The sequence below is a fragment of the Streptomyces sp. NPDC090499 genome (genome assembly GCF_044769305.1).
Taxonomy (GTDB): domain Bacteria; phylum Actinomycetota; class Actinomycetes; order Streptomycetales; family Streptomycetaceae; genus Streptomyces.
The window spans coordinates 73,200-90,817 of sequence record NZ_JBIVXP010000002.1; the positions used below are offsets into that span (position 1 = coordinate 73,200).

Here is a 17,618-nt window from a genome sequence, read left to right on the forward strand (position 1 = left end):
TGCTCCCCGTACTTGGGCACGTTGGGGAGGCGTGGCGTGAGTGAACGGCGTGCTGCGCCCACAGTGGGGCAGGTCGTGCTCGGCAAGCGGCTGCAGGAGCTGCGCGAGGCGGCCGGCCTGGGCCGCGACGAGGCGGCGCGGGTGCTGCGGGTGGCCCAGGCGACCGTGCGGCGGATGGAGATGGCCGAGGTCGCGCTGAAGATCCCGTACATCCAGGTGCTGCTGGAGACGTACGGGGTGGCCGAGGAGGAGCAGGCCGCGTTCGTACGGCTGGCCGAGGAGGCCAACCAGCCGGGCTGGTGGCAGCGGTTCCACGACGTGCTGCCGGACTGGTTCAGCCTGTACGTGAGCCTGGAGGGCGCCGCCCGGGTCATCCGCTCCTACGAGCCGCACTTCCTTCCCGGCCTGTTGCAGACCGAGGCGTACGCGCGGTCCGTGATGGAGTCCGGGACGATCGGCCACAGCGATCCCACGGCCGTGGAGCGGCACGTGGCGCTGCGCATGACCCGGCAGCGGCTGCTGGAGCAGGACGATCCGCCCCACCTGTGGGTGATCATGGACGAGACGGTGCTGCGGCGCCCGGCCGGCGGCGCCGAGGTGATGCGCGACCAGGTGGACAAGCTCCTCGCCTACCTCGAACGGGACCGGATAACCCTGCAGATCGCCGAGTTCGCGAGTGGCCCGCACCCGGGGACGTACGCGCCGTTCACGCTGTTCCGGTTCGGCGAGCCCGAGCTGCCCGACATGGTCTTCACCGAGTACCTGACCGGCGCCCTGTACCTGGACTCCCGCGACGAGGTCGGGGCGCACCTGGAGGTCCTGGACCACATGACGGCCCGCGCGGCCTCGGCACAGCGGACCGAGGACCTGCTGCGGGAGTACCGCGACAAGCTCTGAGCGGGAGAACCGCGACAGACCCTGATCCGAGGAGTACAGACTGTGAGCGCACCCGAGCCCGCCCCGACCTCGATCGACACGAGCCGGCCGCATCCGGCGCGGGTGTACGACTGGTGGCTGGGCGGCAAGGACAACTACCCGGTGGACGAGGAGCTGGCCCGGCGGATCCTCGCCGTGGACGGCACGGTGCTGCGCGGGGCGCGGGCCAACCGCCGGTTCATGCAGCGGGCCGTGCGGACCGTCGCCGAGTCCGGCACCCGGCAGTTCCTGGACATCGGCACCGGCATCCCGACCGAGCCCAACCTGCACCAGGTGGCGCAGGGCGTGGCGGCGGAGTCGAAGGTGGTGTACGCGGACAACGACCCGATCGTGCTGCGCCACGCGGAGGCACTGCTGCGCGGCACGGACGAGGGCAGCACGGCGTACGTGCACGCCGACGTCCGGGACGTCGGCACCCTGCTGGCCCAGGCGGCCGAGACCCTGGACTTCGAGGAGCCCGTCGCGCTGTCGCTGGTGGCGCTGACCCACTACCTCGACGACGACCCGGACGGCGACGACGTGTACGGGCTGCTGCGCAGGTACGTCGACGCGCTCGCTCCCGGCAGCCATCTGATCCTCTCCCAGGTCACCCCGGATCTCAGCCCCGAGGCGATGGAGCAGGCCGCGGCGAACTTCCGGCGCAGCGGTACGCCCTTCCACCCGCGTGCGCTGCCCGCCTTCTACCGGTTCTTCGAGGGCCTGGAGCTGCTCGGCCCGGGGGTGATCCCGGTCTCCGGCTGGCGCCCGGAGCCGGAGGACGTGGCCGTCCAGGCGGAGGGCATCGTGCCGGTGTACGGCGGGGTCGCCCGCAAGGTCTGACCCGTCCGGGCGCCCTGAACAGGTGCGTTCCCCGGCCCGCCCCTAGCGTCGAAGCGACGGGTGAGCGAGGGAGCGGACGTGACCGACACGCGGACACCGCCGAAGGAGCCGGGCGCGGCGCTGCTGAGCGCCGCCCGGTTCTTCCGGCCGGGCACGCCCGCGCCCGATCTGCACAGCGTGGCCCTGACCGGCGGCCGGGAGGCGGACGCCTTCTACCGGGACCGCTGGAGCCACGACAAGGTGGTCCGCTCCACGCACGGGGTGAACTGCACCGGCTCGTGCCGCTGGAAGGTGTACGTCAAGGACGGGATCATCACCTGGGAGACCCAGGAGACGGACTACCCGTCGGCCGGCCCCGACCGCCCCGGGTACGAGCCCCGCGGCTGCCCGCGGGGGGCCGCGTTCTCCTGGTACACGTACTCGCCGACCCGCGTCCGCCACCCGTACGTCCGGGGCGTGCTCCTGGAGCTGTACCGGGAGGCCAAGCGGCGGCTGAGGGACCCGGTGCTGGCCTGGGCGGACCTGCAGAACGACCCCGAGCGCCGCCGCCGCTACCAACGGGCGCGCGGCAAGGGCGGCCTGGTGCGGGCGAGTTGGGACGAGGCACTGGAGATCGTCGCCGCCGCGCAGGTGCACACGATCAAGACGTACGGCCCGGACCGGATCGCGGGCTTCTCCCCCATCCCCGCGATGTCGATGGTGTCGCACGCGGCCGGCGCCCGCTACCACTCCCTGATCGGCGCCCCGATGCTGTCGTTCTACGACTGGTACGCGGACCTGCCGGTGGCCTCGCCGCAGGTCTTCGGCGACCAGACGGACGTGCCGGAGTCGGGCGACTGGTGGGACGCGGCCTACCTGATGATGTGGGGCTCGAACGTCCCGGTGACCCGCACCCCGGACGCGCACTGGATGGCGGAGGCCCGCTACCGAGGCCAGAAGGTGGTGGTGGTCTCCCCGGACTACGCGGACAACGCGAAGTTCGCCGACGAGTGGCTGCACCCGCACCCGGGCACCGACGGCGCGCTGGCCCTCGCGATGGGCCACGTGATCCTCAAGGAGTTCTTCGTCGACCGCGAGACCCCGTTCTTCGCGGACTACGTACGGAAGTTCACCGACCTGCCGTTCCTGGTGACCCTCACCGAGCGGGACGGCGGGTACGTGCCGGGCAAGTTCCTGCGCGCCGCCGACCTCGGCCAGGACGGCGAGGGCGCCGAGTGGCAGACGGTCGTCCTGGACGCCGTCTCCGGCCGCGCGGTGGTCCCGAACGGCTCCCTCGGCTTCCGCTGGACGGACTCCGGCAAGGGCCGCTGGAACCTGGAACTCGGTGACATCGAACCGCAGTTGTCCTTGTACGGGAGTGAGGTGGCGGCCGGGGTCGAGGTGCTGCTCCCCCGCTTCGACACCGACGGCGGCGAGCACGGCCAGGGCAGCGGGGACGTCCTGCGGCGCGGGGTGCCGGCGACCCGCCTCGGCGGCGCGCACGGCCCGCTGGTGACGACCGTCCACGACCTGCTGCTCGCGCAGTACGGCGTGTGGCGGCACGGGCTGCCGGGCCGCTGGCCCACCCACTACGAGGACGCCGACGCACCGGGCACCCCCGCCTGGCAGGAGCGGCACACCTCGGTCCCGGCCGCCAAGTGCATCAAGATCGCGCGGGAGTTCGCGCGGACCGCCGAGCGGTCCAAGGGCCGCTGCATGATCCTGATGGGCGCCGGCACCAACCACTGGTTCCACTCCGAGACCATCTACCGTGCCTTCCTGGCGCTGCTCCAGCTGACCGGCTGCCAGGGCCGCAACGGCGGCGGCTGGGCGCACTACGTCGGCCAGGAGAAGTGCCGCCCGGTGACCGGCTGGGCCTGCCTGGCCTCGGCCAACGACTGGTCCCGGCCGCCGCGCCAGATGATCGGCACGGCCTACTGGTTCCTCAACACGGACCAGTGGCGCTACGACCTGTTCGGCGCCGACGTCCTGGCGTCGCCGCTGGGCGAGGGCAGGTTCGCCGGGATGACCGGCGCCGACTGCCTGGCGCTGTCGGCCCGTTCGGGCTGGATGCCGTCGTACCCGACCTTCGACCGCAACCCCCTCGCACTCGGCGAGGTGCCCGGCGACCCCGTGGCCAGGGCGGTGGCCGAACTCCGGTCGGGCACCCTGAAGTTCGCCTGCGAGGACCCGGACGCCCCGGAGAACTGGCCGCGGGTCCTGACCCTCTGGCGGGCCAACCTGCTCGGCTCCTCGGCGAAGGGCGCCGAGTACTTCACCAAGCACCTCCTCGGCACGCACTCCTCCCTGCGGGCCGAGGAGGCGGACCCGGGCCGGCGGCCCCGGGACGTGCGGTGGCGGGACGAGGCACCCGAGGGCAAGCTCGACCTGCTGCTCTCCCTGGACTTCCGGCAGACCTCCTCCACCCTGCTGTCGGACGTCGTGCTGCCTGCCGCCACCTGGTACGAGAAGCACGACCTGTCGTCGACCGACATGCATCCGTACGTGCACGCCTTCACCCCGGCCGTGGACCCGCCCTGGCAGGCCCGCACCGACTTCGACACCTTCAAGGCGCTCGCGGAGCGGCTGAGCGAGCTGGCCGTGCGCCATCTCGGGGTGCGCAGGGACCTGGTGGCCGTCCCGCTCCAGCACGACACCCCGGGCGAGACCGCCCAGCCCGGCGGGGTGGTACGGGACTGGAAGCGCGGGGAGTGCGAGCCGGTGCCCGGCCGGACCATGCCGAACCTGGTCGTGGTCGAGCGGGACTACCCGGCGGTCGGCGCCAGGTTCTCGGCGCTCGGCCCACTGGTGGAGCAACTGGGCCTGCCCGTGAAGGGGATCACCCTCAAGCCGGACCAAGAGGTCGCGCGTCTGCGGCAGTTGAACGGCACCGGATACCAGGGCCGGCCCGCCCTCGACACGGCGGTGAAGGCGGCCGACGCCGTCCTCGCGCTCTCCGGCACCACCAACGGCCGCCTCGCCACCCAGGGGTTCCGCACCCTGGAGCAGCGCACCGGGCAGGAGCTGGCCCACCTGGCCGCCGAGCACGAGGGCAGGCGGATCACGTACGCCGACACGCAGGCGGCACCGGTCCCGGTGATCACCTCGCCGGAGTGGTCGGGCAGCGAGTCCGGTGGCCGCAGGTACACGGCGTTCACCCTGAACACCGAGCACCTCAAGCCCTGGCACACGCTCACCGGCCGCCAGCACTTCTTCCTCGACCACGACTGGATCCACGAACTCGGCGAGGCGCTGCCCGTCTACCGGCCGCCGCTGGACATGAACAAGCTGTTCGGCGAACCACGTCTCGGCCCGGACGGGCAACCGGAGGTGACGGTCCGTTACCTCACCCCGCACAGCAAGTGGTCGATCCACTCCGAGTACCAGGACAACCTGTTCATGCTGGCGCTCTCCCGGGGCGGCCAGAACATCTGGATGTCCCCCGAGGACGCGGACGCCATCGGGGTCGGGGACGACGACTGGGTGGAGGCGGTCAACCGCAACGGCGTGGTGGTGGCCCGCGCGGTCGTCTCGCACCGGATGCCGGCCGGCACGGTCTACATGCACCACGCCCAGGAGCGCACGGTGGCCGTCCCGAAGACGGAGACCACCGGCATGCGCGGCGGCATCCACAACTCGCTGACCCGGCTGATCCTCAAGCCCTCGCACCTGATCGGCGGCTACGCCCAGCTGTCCTGGGCCTTCAACTACCTGGGCCCGACCGGCAGCCAGCGCGACGAGGTGACGGTGATCCGGCGCCGCGCCCAGGAGGTCGAGTACTGATGCGCCCGATGGCCCAGATCGCGATGGTCATGAACCTCGACAAGTGCATCGGCTGTCACACCTGTTCGGTCACCTGCAAACAGGCGTGGACCAACCGGCGGGGCATGGAGTACGTCTGGTTCAACAACGTCGAGACCCGCCCCGGCCAGGGCTATCCGCGCCGCTACGAGGACCAGGAGCGGTGGCGCGGCGGCTGGGAGCTGAACCGGCGCGGCGCCCTGAAGCTGAAGGCGGGCGGCCGGCTGCACAAGCTCGCCGGGATCTTCGCCAACCCGAGGCTCCCGGAGATCAAGGACTACTACGAGCCCTGGACGTACGAGTACCGCAACCTCACCGACACCCCGCTCGGCGACGACTACCCGGTGGCCCGCCCGGTCTCCCAGCTCGACGGCAAGCCCATGAAGATCGAGTGGTCCGCGAACTGGGACGACGACCTGGCCGGCGCCCCCGCCCACGGCGACCTGGACCCGATGGTCGAGCGCGCCCGCCGGCACGCCTCGGACAAGGTGCGGTTCGAGTTCGAGCAGACCTTCATGTTCTACCTGCCCCGCATCTGCGAGCACTGCCTCAACCCGTCGTGCGTGGCCTCCTGTCCGTCCGGAGCGATGTACAAGCGGACCGAGGACGGCATCGTGCTGGTCGACCAGGACCGGTGCCGGGGCTGGCGGATGTGCGTGACCGGCTGCCCGTACAAGAAGGTGTACTTCAACCACGCGACCGGCAAGGCCGAGAAGTGCACCCTGTGCTATCCGCGGATCGAGGCCGGCCTGCCGACGGTCTGCTCGGAGACCTGCGTGGGCCGGCTGCGCTACCTCGGGGTCGTCCTCTACGACGCCGACAAGGTGACGGCGGCGGCCGAGACCGAGGACGAGAAGGCGCTGTACGAGGCCCAGCTGGGCGTCTTCCTCGACCCGGAGGACCCGGCCGTGCGGCTGGCCTGCGCGGCGGCGGGCATCCCGGACGACTGGACGGAGGCGGCCCGCCGCTCCCCCGTCCACGCGCTGATCAGCAGGTACCGGGTGGCCCTGCCGCTGCACCCGGAGTACCGCACCCTGCCCATGGTCTGGTACATCCCGCCGCTCTCCCCCGTCGTCGACGCGCTCTCCGAGACCGGCCACGACGGCGAGGACGCCGACAACCTGTTCGCCGCGATCGACACCCTGCGCATCCCCCTCGCCTACCTGGCCGAGCTGTTCAGCGCGGGCGACCCCGCCCCGGTCCGCGCCTGCCTGGAGAAGCTCGCGGCGATGCGCTCCCACATGCGGGCGCTCAACCTGGGCGAGGACCCGGACCCGGCGATCGGCTCCGCGGTCGGCATGCGGCCGGAGGAGATCGAGGCGATGTACCGGCTGCTGGCGATCGCCAGGTACGAGGACCGGTACGTGATCCCCACGGCGGCCGTCGGCGACGCCCGCCGCCTGGAGGAGTCGGCGCTGCCCGACGGGTGCAGCCTCGACTTCGACGGCGGCCCCGGCATGGGCGGCGACGGCCCCTTCGGCCAGGACTCGGGGCGGAAACTGCTCCCTGTGGTGTCGGTGCAGAACTTCCACGGTCTGCGCAGACGGCAGACCGCCGACACTCCCGACGAGGCGAAGGAGGACTGATGCCCTCGGACGCGGTGTTCTACCAGGCGGCGGCGCTCTGTCTCACCTACCCGGACGACGACTTCGTCGCCCGGCTGCCGCTGCTGCGCGAAGCCGCCCCGCAACTGCGGGAGTTCACCGACCACGCGACGGTGACCCCACCGCAGGAGCTGGCCGCGCACTACGTGCAGGTCTTCGACTTCAAGAACCGGCACAGCCTCTACCTCAGCTGGTGGCGGGACGGCGACACCCGGCGCCGGGGCATGTCCCTCGTCCGGTTCCAGGACATCTACAAGGCGTACGGCATGGAGTTCACCGGCGAGGAGCTGCCGGACTTCCTGCCCGCCGTCCTGGAGTTCACGGCCCGCACCGGCAACACCGACCTGCTCACCGAGCACCGCGACTGCCTGTCACAACTCCGCGGCCGGCTCGCCGACTTCGGCACCCCCTACGCGTGCGTCCTGGACGCGGTCTGCGCCGCCCTGCCGACCGCGCCCGGCGGAGTACGCCCATGACCACCCTCCTGTGGGGCGCCGTTCCCTACGTCGCCCTCGCCCTCCTCGCCACCGGCCTCGTCTGGCGCTACCGCTACGACAAGTACGGCTGGACCAGCCGCTCCTCCCAGGTCTACGAGTCGCGGCTGCTGGACATCGCCTCCCCCGTCTTCCACTACGGCATCCTGTTCGTCCTGGCCGGCCACCTCGTCGGCCTGTTCGTCCCGGCCTCCTGGACCCGGTCGCTCGGGGTCGGCGAGCACACGTACCACCAGTTCTCCCTCTACGGCGGCACGCTCGCGGGCGTCCTCACGGTGGCCGGCCTGGCCCTCCTCGTGTACCGCCGCCGCACCCGGGCCCCCGTCCTGCGCGCCACGACGACGAACGACAAGGTCATGTACCTGGTCCTGGTCGCCGCGATCGTGCTGGGCATGACGGCGAAGCTGAGCCACGGCTCCGGCGACGGCTACGACTACCGCGCCACGATCGCCCCCTGGGCCCGCAGCCTCTTCACCCTCCGCCCGGACACCGCACTCATGGCGGACGTCCCGGTCCTCTACCAGGTCCACGCGGTCGTCGGCATGCTCCTCATCGCCCTGGTCCCCTACACCCGCCTGGTCCACATGTTCAGCGCGCCGGTGCAGTACCTGTTCCGCCCGTACCTGGTGTACCGCTCAAGGGACCCCCGGCAGCTGGGCCCCCGCCCGGAACGCAGAGGCTGGGAGACCACTCGCAACTGATCTCCCGCCCCGCCCGCAGCCATTCCTCTTTCCGCCGCAACGGCGATCAGCCACGACGGCGGAACCCTGCGGTGCCTCACCCGGCCGCACCCTTCTCGTCGTCCACGATCTCGGCGTCCACCACACCCTCCTCCTCGGCCTGGGGCGCCCGCTGTTCCTCGGCCGAACCGCCGGAGGCCGCCGCATACATGGCCTGCCCCATCTGCTGGCTCACGCTCGCCAGTTTCTCCACCCCCTGCCGCAGCTCCCCGGTGTCGGCGTCCCGCTCCAGCAGCGCCTTCAGCTCGGTGATCGCCGCCTCCACGTCGGCCTTGGTACCGACCGGCACCCGCTCCTCGTTCTCCCGCAGGAACTTCTCCGTCTGGTAGACGAGTTGCTCGGCCTGGTTCCGCGTCTCCGCGGCCTCGCGGCGCCTGCGGTCCTCCTCGGCGTACTGCTCGGCCTCCCGCATCATCCGGTCGATGTCGTCCTTGGGGAGCGCGGAGCCGCCGGTCACGGTCATCTTCTGCTCGCGGCCGGTCGCCAGGTCCTTCGCGGAGACGTGCATGATCCCGTTCGCGTCGATGTCGAAGGCCACCTCGATCTGCGGCACCCCGCGCGGTGCGGGCGGCAGGCCGGTGAGGTCGAAGACGCCGAGCTTCTTGTTGTACGCGGCGATCTCCCGCTCCCCCTGGTACACCTGGATGCCCACCGAGGGCTGGTTGTCGGCCGCGGTCGTGAAGATCTCCGAACGCCGGGTCGGGATGGTGGTGTTGCGCTCGATGAGCTTGGTCATGATGCCGCCCTTGGTCTCGATGCCCAGGGACAGCGGGGTGACGTCGAGCAGCAGCACGTCCTTCACGTCGCCGCGGATGACGCCCGCCTGGAGGGCCGCGCCGACCGCGACCACCTCGTCCGGGTTGACGCCCTTGTGCGGGTCCTTGCCGGTGAGTTCGCGGACCAGGTCGGTGACGGCGGGCATCCGGGTGGAACCGCCGACCAGGATGACGTGGTCGATCGCCGACACCTGCACGCCCGCGTCCTTGACGGCCTGGTGGAAGGGTTTCTTGCAGCGGTCCAGCAGGTCGGCCGTGAGCTCCTGGAACTGGGCCCGGGTCAGCTTCTCCTCCAGGTGCAGCGGCCCGTCCGCGGAGGCGGTGACGTACGGCAGGTTGACCGAGGTCTCCGTCGACGACGACAGCTCGATCTTCGCCTTCTCGGCGCCCTCGCGCAGCCGCTGCACCGCCATCTTGTCGTTGCCGAGATCGACGCCGTACTGCCCCTTGAACCGCTTCACGAGATGCTCGACGACCCGCTGGTCCCAGTCGTCGCCGCCCAGATGCGTGTCGCCGTTGGTGGCCTTGACCTCGATCACCCCGTCGCCGATCTCCAGGAGCGACACGTCGAAGGTGCCGCCCCCGAGGTCGAAGACGAGGACGGTCTGCTCCTCGCCCCGGTCGAGGCCGTAGGCGAGCGCGGCGGCCGTCGGCTCGTTGATGATCCGCAGCACCTTCAGGCCGGCGATCTCCCCGGCCTCCTTGGTGGCCTGCCGCTGGGCGTCGTCGAAGTACGCGGGTACGGTGATCACCGCGTCGGTGACGTCCTCTCCGAGGTAGGCCTCGGTGTCCCGCTTGAGCTTCTGCAGCACCCGCGCCGACAGCTCCTGGGCCCGGAAGCGGGTGCCGTCGACACTCCCGCTCTCCGGGAACCGCCAGGCCGCGTCGCCCATGTGCCGCTTGACCGAGCGCGCGGTGCGGTCCACGTTGGTCACCGCCTGCCGCTTGGCGACCTCGCCGACCAGTACATCGCCGTTCTTCGCGAAGGCCACGACCGACGGGGTGGTGCGCGCCCCCTCGGCGTTGGCGACGACGGTGGGCTCACCGCCCTCCAGCAGGGCCACCACCGAGTTCGTCGTACCGAGGTCGATACCGACCGCACGTGCCATGTCCGTCCCCTCTCCGCCCAGGGCGCTTCCCCGACTCCAGCACAAAACTTGAGCGAGCCGTTGTCAATGCCGGGTACCCCGTGAACGACGATGCCGCGCCCCCCGGAGGAAGGGGCGCGGCATCGCAGCAGGTACGGCGATCAGGCGAGCTTCGCGTCCAGGGTGATGGTGGTGCCGGTCAGGGCCTGGCTGACCGGGCAGTTCTTCTTGGCGTCCTCGGCGGCGGCGGTGAAGCCGTCCGCGTCCAGGCCGGGGACGGTGCCCTCGACGGTCAGGTGGATGCCGGTGATGCCGGTACCCGGCTGGAAGGTGACGTCGGCGTTGGTGACCAGCTTGGTGGGCGGGGTGCCGGCACCGGTCAGGGCGTGCGACAGCGCCATGGAGAAGCAGCTGGAGTGGGCGGCCGCGATCAGCTCCTCCGGGCTGGTCTTGCCGTTCGCCTCCTGGGAGCGCGAGGCCCACGTGACGGGCTGCTCGCCGATACCGGAGGAGTCGAAGGTGATGACACCGTTGCCCTCGGTGAGGCTGCCTTCCCAGACGGTGTGTGCGGTGCGCGTGGTAGCCACGGTTGTTCCTTTCGGCGATGAAGGCGAATGAACCGGTTCGCTCGCCCCCATCCGATCACATCAGGGCTCACCGCACCCGGAAGACCGGCCCACGGGGAGTGAACGGCAGGCGACGTCCGTCCGGGATCAGATAGGCGTGTTCGCGGCGGACCCGCAGGACGTCGCACCAGCCGTCGGTGATCACCAGGACCGGCGCGGCGGGCGGGAAGTCGTCGGCGCGCTGGAGCAGGTCGACGCCAGGCTGCAGGACGGTGCCGCCGCGGCCGTGCACGCGGACCCGGCCGGCGATCTCGGTGGTCGGGAGATAGCCGGCGTCGTGCGGGGCCGCGTCGCAGAAGACGACGCGCGCGGCCGGTACGTCACGGGCCTCGGCGTAGGAGGCGATCGCGCCGAGGGCCTTGCCGAGCAGGGTGCGGTCCATGGAGCCGGAGGTGTCGAGGACCACGCCGAAGGTGCACCGGGCGACCTCCTCGGGCGGGAAGTACCGGCCGGCACGGGGGATGTCCGGGGTGGACGACTGCCGGCGCGAGGGGCGGGCGTAGGACCGTACCGCCTCCGGGCGCGGCACGTACTCGTCGAACCAGCGGGCGAGCCGGGCGTCCCAGGGCAGCGGCGGATGGCTGAGCGCGCGGATCTCCTCGACCAGGCCGCCGGGCAGCAGGCCCCGGTCCTGGGTCTGGTGCAGGTCGAGTCCCTGGCACAGTCCGCGCCGGTAGAACTCGTCGAGGTCGACGTAGGCGCCGGGCGGCCCGAGCGGTGCGCCGAGCACGTCACCGCGGCCCTTGCCGCGCAGCGTGGCCAGGCGTCGCATCCTCCGCAGGTCGACGGCGATCCGGTCGTACACCTCCTCGGCCGACAGCCCCGTCAACTCCGGGTCGTACAGCAGCCCTTCGGGCATGGTGCCGACGTGCATCTCGACCAGCCAGCCGTTGATGACGTAGTCGCAGGCGATGTTGAAGAGGTAGTGGTCGCGGGCGCCGAGGCGGTCGCCGTGGCGCAGGGCGGCGTGCAGCATCTCGTGGGCGAGGACGAACCGCCACTCCTCCTCGTGCATGGTCCGCAGCGGGTTGACGTAGATCTCGCCGGCCTCGGGGTTGACCGCGGCGACGGCGATGTCGTGGGCGCGGGCCAGTTCGGCGTCGGCGACCAGTGTGATGCCGGCCGCGATGCCGCCGAGCAGCGGGTAGGAGGAGACGAACCAGCTCAGCGCCCGCTCCCAGGGGCGCTGCGGGGTCGGCGGCCCCGACATGGAGGTGCGGCGGCCGCCGGCCAGGTCCATCGCCCGGGACATGGTGCGGGTCAGCGCGTGCGCGAACCCGATCTGCCAGTCGGGGACCTGACCGGCCCACTTGCTCCAGGAGAGGAGGAGCTGGTCGGGCTCGCCGCCGTTCGTCCCGCCGCGCTCGTAGGCGGCCGGGATGCCGCCGGTCCGGCGCCAGCCGGCGGCGAGCCGCTCCTCGTCGCCCTCCGGGTAGGAGGCGGGCAGGTGGTCGGGGGCCTCGCCGATCGGGAAGGTCTCCAGGAAGCGGTTGACGACGGTGCAGCGGGCGGCGAGGTCGTAGCGGTCGGGCTGATCGCGCGGCCCGGTGGCGGCCGGGAGGTGGCCGAAGCCGAGATGGATGGTGCAGTGCGCCAACGCCCAGGCCCACTCGGCGGGTTCGGCCCGCCGGGTGGCGTGCGCGTGCAGGACTCCGTCGGAGTCGGCCCGTACCAGCCCGTCCCGGGGCCCGAGTTCGCACTTCTCGTGCCGGCAGATCGTGAACTCCACGGCCCGCAGGGCGGGGTTGGCGCGGAGGAGTTCGACGCCGGCCGCGAAGTTCTCGGCGGCCGGGTCCTGCTTCTTGCGGGCGGCGGGCGCCCGGCTCATCGCCGGGCCTCCACCAGCCGGGGCATGTCCCGGGCGGCCTCGATCAGGAACCAGGCGGGCAGCACCGGATTGCCGTCGGCGTCGGAGGCGATGACGGTCTGGGCGACCTCGACGGAGATCTCGGCGAGCTGTACGAGCAGCGACTTGGCCCGGTAGGCGGTCTGCCTGCCGTTCGCCGACATGTGCTCCTTGTCGACGGGCAGTTCCTTGACCAGCCGCCCACGGAACGACTCGGCGAGGTAGTAGAGCAGGTCGCGGTCCTCGGTCCGCGGCGGCCAGCCCGCGTCGCCCTTCAGGATGGCCTCGATCCCGAACCGGCTGCGCACGATCTTGACGTATCCGCAGAAGGCGGTGGCGTGGGCGGGGGTCAGCGTGCCGTGCGCCAGCACCTTCAGCGTCGCCTCGTCCAGGTCGCGTCCGAAGGAGTGCAGGGCGTCGGAGAGCATGTGCCAGGAGCGCGGGGTGGAGAACGGCTCCTCGGTCTTCGGCGGCTTGGACCACAGGTGGTCGGGCCGGTCGGTGAGGTGGTCCAGGACCCACGGGTGGATGCCGTTGGCCCCGGCCCAGGCGAGCCAGTCGTGCACGGAGGCCTCCAGGTGGACGTGGGCCAGCCGGTTGACGAGCGCGGAGGCGATGGGCCGGGCGAGGGCGTTGTCGGTGGACCTGTTCCCGGCGCCGATGACGATCGAGCCCTTGGGCAGCTCGTAGTTGCCGATGCGCCGGTCGAGGATCAGCGAGTAGAACGCCTTCTGCACGTCGGGGGTGGCCGCGTTCAGCTCGTCGAGGAAGAGGCAGTAGGGCTCATCACGGGCGATCGACTCGGGGGGACAGAACACCGACCGCCCGTCCCTGATCTGCGGAACCCCGATCAGGTCCTCGGGCGCGAGCTGCGTACCCAGCAGGCTCACGCACTCCAGCCCGAGCGACTCGGCGAACTCCCGCACCAGGGAGGACTTCCCGATGCCGGGGGCGCCCCAGATGAACACCGGCCGCACGGTGGCGAGGCCGAGGAGGAGTTCGGGGATACGGGAGGGCGTGACGGTCACGGCTGCCTGCAAGAGGCTGCTCCTTGGGGGTGTTCGAGAGGCTTACGACTCGAACAGTGTGAGCCGCGAACGAAAGGTACGCAGCCGATTTTCTGCCGCCGGGGACGCGCTCCGTCAGGGGCGCTGGGGCCCCGGCCGAAGGCTGGGGGAGGAACTGCGCGACCAGCCCCCACGCACCCGCGGCCAACGAACTACGCGGCCCTCTCCCCCTCCGCGGACAAGGGAACCTGGGGCCCGTCCGCCTCCCGCAGCCACCGCCGCAGCACCCCGTGCACCGCCTCGGCCCCCACCAGCTCCTCCCCCTCCGCCACCGGTTCGGACACACAGACCGGCGACAGCAGGAACGGCCGCCCCTGCGCGCCCCCCAGCCCTCCGTGCGACCCGATCTGCTCCTCGAACGCGAGGACTTCGCCGCTCTCCGGGTCGTACCAGGAGTTGACCATGATGTCGGCGGTGTGCGGAAAGGAGTGCGTGCGCCGTACGGCGTCGGCCGCGCCCGCCCCGAAACCCGCCAGCGGCCCCGCGTGGCCGTCCAGCCGGTCGAGCGGGATCTCCGCGCCGTACGCGCCGAGCACCACCCCGCCGTGCTCCTCGCTGCGCACCAGCAGGAACCCGATGCCGGGATGGTTGGCGAGGGTGGTGAGCAGCGCGGGGTGACGGGCGTCCAGCTCCTCCCTGGTCATGCGGTGCGGCACGTCCGGGAAGGAGACCAGGCCGAGGTTGCCGGAGGCGAGCACGACCGGTTCGGAGTGCCGGGTCGGGCGGTGCTTCTCGCCGCGCTCCTCGACCGGCCTGCGCAGCGCCGCGCGCACGGCGGCCCGCGCCTCCGTGCCGCTGTGGGTGCTCCCCCACTGCTTGACGCGTGGGGGGACCCCCATGGCCCTGCGCGGCACGTGCAGTCCGCAGCCGGCCCGGACCAGGTCGCCGAGGCCGAGTCCGTAGCGGGTGTGGAAGGTCTCGCCGGGGCTCTGGCCGTGGTCGGAGAGGACGACGATCCGGTACTGCCGGGGGGCGTGCTCGGCGGCCTTCTCGATCAGGGCGAGGGCGCGGTCCAGGCGTTGCAGCACCTTGTCGGCGTCCCGGCTGTGCGGTCCCGAGTGGTGGGCGACCTCGTCGTAGGCGACCAGGTCGGCGTAGACGGCGGTGCGGCCGACGAGGAGGTCGCCCATGACCGCGGCGGCGACGACGTCCCGTTCGACGACGGTCGCGAAGGCGCGGACGAAGGGGTAGAGGCCGCCCCGTTTGACGCGCGGGCGCTGCCTGCGGAGCCGGGCCGCGGTGGACTGGCCGATCTCGCGGCCGACCTCGGCGAAGAAGGAGAGCGCGGTGCGGACGGCGTTGGCCGGGTCGGCGAAGTACGCGAAGTAACCGGCGCGGGATCGGTTCTCCCGGCCGCGGCGGCGGGTGGCTATGGACAGCACGAGGGCCTGTTCGTCGGCGCCGCCGCCGAAGAGGTTGCCGCGGCTGGCGCCGTCCAGGGAGAGCAGTCCCCCGTCGGCGGTGCGCTCGACCGCCCGGCGCTGGAGTTCGGCGGCGCTGGTCGGCCGGTTGCAGACCATCACCTCGCGGCTGTCCTTCTCGTACCAGCGGAAGGCGGGGACGTCGAAGTTGGAGCCGTGCAGGATGCCGAGCTGGCTGGCGCCGGTCTGGCTGGACCAGTCGGTGCGCCAGGGGGTGAGCCGGTGGGTGGGCTGTGCCCCGCCCGCGCCCAGCCAGCCGGCGACGGTCGGCATCAGGCCCTTGGCGACGGCGGCGGTCAGCACGTCGTGGCCGACGCCGTCGAGCTGCAGGAAGACGGTGCCGGGGGTGGCCCGGCAGGGCGGCTGGGATCTGCGGCGGCGGATGGCGAGCCGGGAGAGCCGGTGGCGGTAGGCGTCGTCGTCGCGGACGGCGAGGGCACCGCCGGTGGCGGAGGCGACGGCGGACATCACGGCGGCCACGATCACGGCGGTCTCCGGCGCGGCCTCGCTCTGCCCGGAGGGGTTGATGCGCAGGGCGACGAGGAGCAGGGAGCCGTTGAGGAAGAAGACCAGCAGGCCGAGGACGAGGGCCGGCACGAGCAGCAGGAGCCGTACGAGGAGGGGCCAGACGACGGCCGAGAGCACACCGAAGGCGCCGGCGCCGAGGGCGGCGGTCATGGCGATGCGGGTGGCGCTGTCACCGTCGGGGGACTGGAGCTGGAAGTCGGGCAGGAGGCCGGCGAGGACCAGCATGGTGACGGTGGACACCGCCCACACCGTGACGCTCCGCCCGACCTGACTGACGATCCGCCGCCACCGCACGCCCCACCGACCTCACGTCCGCGCCCCGCGCCGGTCGCGGGTCTGCTCGCGCCAACACTGTCACATGCGGGCAGGCCGGAAACGGTCGGTCACGGTGGGTTCGGCACCGCCGGACACCGCCGCGGGAGCTGTCCGCCATGGCGGCGGACGCAGGGCAACCGATGTGTTCGAAGAGCCGGTGCGGGGTCGGTTCGCCTGATCCTCCGCGGCGGTGCTCGCCACGACGGCGGTGTCCGGCCGCACCGTGCTCACGCCTGCCCGACCGGCGGGGCACAGCTCCGCTGCTCGACGGCCCCGGGCCCTACCGGCCGTCGTACCCCGCCGTCGGCATGGACAGGCGGCGGTGGACCATGGCCTTCATCCGGGCGTCGTAGCGGGGTTCCGCGCGGCCCACCGTCTCCACCCGGACGCCGCGCCGCGCGCACTCCGCCATGAAGTCCTCGACCGACGACAGCGCGCTCTCCAGGACGCGTCTGCTCGGGGCGACGAAGAGGTCCAGGCCGGGCCGGACGCCGGTCCACAGGGCGCTGTGGTCGGGGCGCAGGCCGCGGACCAGGAGTTCGCGGGCGATGACGTAGCCGTGTTCCACGGCCCAGCGCGCGCACATCGCGTGCTGGCTGCGGGAGTCGACCAGGAAGGGGTCGATCTCCAGTTCCTCCAGGGGTGTCAGACTCGCGATCGCGGTCACCCGCACCGGCGCGATCCCGCCGGAGGCACCCCGTACCTGTCCCATGGCGTCCCCCCTCACCTCCGGGTTTCGCCGCCGACCCTACTCCTGCACGTAGGCTTCGGGGAGTCGCGCGAAGGAGGCAAAGAGGTGCCGGTGGAGATCACCTGGTGGGGTCACGCCACCTGCACGATCGAGGATTCGGGCATACGCCTGCTCACCGATCCTCTGTTCGCGCGCCGGCTCGCCCACCTGCGGCGCCGCCGGGGCGCCCCGCCGCCGCCCGCGGCCCGCCGCGCGGACCTCGCGCTCGTCTCCCACCTGCACGCGGACCATCTGCACGTCCCCTCGCTCGCCGGGCTGGCCCCGGGCACGCGCCTGCTCGTGCCCCGGGGCGCACCACGGACGGTCCCCGCGCTCCGTCGCCTCCGTCAGCTGCGGATCACCGAGGTGGGCGTCGGGGACGAGATACACGTCGGCCCGCTCGTCGTACGGGCCGTGCCCGCGCTGCACGACGGCCGCCGGCTGCCGGTGGGACCGCACCGCTCGCCCGCCCTCGGATACGTCGTCGAGGGTGCGGCGCGGACGTACTTCGCCGGGGACACCGGGCTGTTCGACGAGATGGCCGAGGCGGTCGGGCCGGTGGACGTGGCCCTGCTGCCGGTCGGCGGATGGGGCCCGTACCTCGGGGAGGGCCACCTGGACGCCGGGCGGGCGGCACGGGCGCTGGCGCGGCTGGCACCGCGCAGCGCGGTGCCGGTGCACTACGGGACCTACTGGCCGATCGGCATGGACGGGGTGCGCCCGCACGAGTTCCACGCGCCCGGCGACGAGTTCGTGCGCCTCGCGGCCGAGTACGCGCCGCAGGTGGCGGTGCACAGGCTCGGTCACGGGGAGAGCGTGCGGCTGGAGGTCGCGCGGTGAGACTGCTG

At 72.2% G+C, this 17,618-nt stretch carries 13 protein-coding genes; 7 read left to right on the forward strand and 6 right to left on the reverse strand.

Going from position 1 to position 17,618, the window contains the following annotated elements; all coding sequences use genetic code 11:
* Positions 1-36 precede the first annotated feature (36 nt).
* From ACIQVL_RS08680 to narI, 6 genes are all read left to right on the forward strand, one after another.
* Positions 37-897 (forward strand): helix-turn-helix domain-containing protein, encoded by an 861-nt coding sequence (locus ACIQVL_RS08680; RefSeq protein WP_403437754.1) that lies wholly within the window; start codon positions 37-39, stop codon positions 895-897.
* A gap of 42 nt (positions 898-939) precedes the next feature.
* The gene (locus ACIQVL_RS08685) at positions 940-1,755 is read left to right on the forward strand and encodes an SAM-dependent methyltransferase (protein ID WP_403437751.1); all 816 of its coding nucleotides are present in this window, start codon (positions 940-942) and stop codon (positions 1,753-1,755) included.
* Between the two features lie 78 nt (positions 1,756-1,833).
* The gene (locus ACIQVL_RS08690; RefSeq protein WP_403474850.1) at positions 1,834-5,517 is read left to right on the forward strand and encodes a nitrate reductase subunit alpha; all 3,684 of its coding nucleotides are present in this window, start codon (positions 1,834-1,836) and stop codon (positions 5,515-5,517) included.
* Complete coding sequence (gene narH / locus ACIQVL_RS08695; RefSeq protein ID WP_403474851.1) at positions 5,517-7,121, forward strand: nitrate reductase subunit beta; 1,605 nt, start codon at positions 5,517-5,519, stop codon at positions 7,119-7,121. Before ACIQVL_RS08690 ends, narH begins: the two co-directional genes overlap by 1 nt.
* Positions 7,121-7,615, forward strand: coding sequence for a nitrate reductase molybdenum cofactor assembly chaperone (gene narJ / locus ACIQVL_RS08700; protein WP_403437744.1), 495 nt, complete (start codon positions 7,121-7,123; stop codon positions 7,613-7,615). The genes narH and narJ overlap by 1 nt, the downstream gene beginning before the upstream one ends.
* A complete protein-coding gene (narI, locus tag ACIQVL_RS08705) occupies positions 7,612-8,334 on the forward strand; it encodes a respiratory nitrate reductase subunit gamma (protein WP_403474852.1) in 723 nt (240 codons plus the stop codon). The genes narJ and narI overlap by 4 nt, the downstream gene beginning before the upstream one ends.
* A 76-nt stretch (positions 8,335-8,410) precedes the next feature.
* Here the strand turns inward: narI and dnaK are convergent, their stop codons facing one another.
* From dnaK to ACIQVL_RS08735, 6 genes are all read right to left on the reverse strand, one after another.
* On the reverse strand, positions 8,411-10,258 hold the full coding sequence (gene dnaK / locus ACIQVL_RS08710) for a molecular chaperone DnaK (RefSeq protein WP_403474853.1): 1,848 nt from the start codon (positions 10,256-10,258) through the stop codon (positions 8,411-8,413).
* 140 nt (positions 10,259-10,398) lie between these two features.
* Positions 10,399-10,824 (reverse strand): OsmC family protein, encoded by a 426-nt coding sequence (locus tag ACIQVL_RS08715; protein WP_403381393.1) that lies wholly within the window; start codon positions 10,822-10,824, stop codon positions 10,399-10,401.
* Between the two features lie 67 nt (positions 10,825-10,891).
* Positions 10,892-12,691: a hypothetical protein gene (locus ACIQVL_RS08720; RefSeq protein WP_403474854.1), complete on the reverse strand. Its 1,800-nt coding sequence runs from the start codon at positions 12,689-12,691 to the stop codon at positions 10,892-10,894.
* Complete coding sequence (locus ACIQVL_RS08725) at positions 12,688-13,749, reverse strand: ATP-binding protein (protein ID WP_403474855.1); 1,062 nt, start codon at positions 13,747-13,749, stop codon at positions 12,688-12,690. Before ACIQVL_RS08725 ends, ACIQVL_RS08720 begins: the two co-directional genes overlap by 4 nt.
* Positions 13,750-13,928: 179 nt before the next feature.
* Entirely contained in the window at positions 13,929-15,974 is a 2,046-nt protein-coding gene (locus ACIQVL_RS08730; RefSeq protein WP_403475210.1) for an alkaline phosphatase family protein, read from the reverse strand.
* Between the two features lie 346 nt (positions 15,975-16,320).
* Positions 16,321-16,752: a hypothetical protein gene (locus ACIQVL_RS08735; RefSeq protein WP_403437733.1), complete on the reverse strand. Its 432-nt coding sequence runs from the start codon at positions 16,750-16,752 to the stop codon at positions 16,321-16,323.
* Positions 16,753-16,836: 84 nt separating this feature from the next.
* On the opposite strand from ACIQVL_RS08735, the gene ACIQVL_RS08740 reads away from it, so the two are divergent.
* A complete protein-coding gene (locus tag ACIQVL_RS08740; RefSeq protein WP_403474856.1) occupies positions 16,837-17,610 on the forward strand; it encodes an MBL fold metallo-hydrolase in 774 nt (257 codons plus the stop codon).
* Positions 17,611-17,618: the final 8 nt, after the last annotated feature.

Bases quoted from the DNA above. Each gene is read 5' to 3' on its own strand.
- dnaK (WP_403474853.1), bottom strand. From the start codon at position 10,258: ATGGCACGTGCGGTCGGTATCGACCTCGGTACGACGAACTCGGTGGTG.
- narJ (WP_403437744.1), top strand. From the start codon at position 7,121: ATGCCCTCGGACGCGGTGTTCTACCAGGCGGCGGCGCTCTGTCTCACC.
- ACIQVL_RS08735 (WP_403437733.1), bottom strand. From the start codon at position 16,752: ATGGGACAGGTACGGGGTGCCTCCGGCGGGATCGCGCCGGTGCGGGTG.
- narH (WP_403474851.1), top strand. From the start codon at position 5,517: ATGCGCCCGATGGCCCAGATCGCGATGGTCATGAACCTCGACAAGTGC.
- ACIQVL_RS08720 (WP_403474854.1), bottom strand. From the start codon at position 12,691: ATGAGCCGGGCGCCCGCCGCCCGCAAGAAGCAGGACCCGGCCGCCGAG.
- narI (WP_403474852.1), top strand. From the start codon at position 7,612: ATGACCACCCTCCTGTGGGGCGCCGTTCCCTACGTCGCCCTCGCCCTC.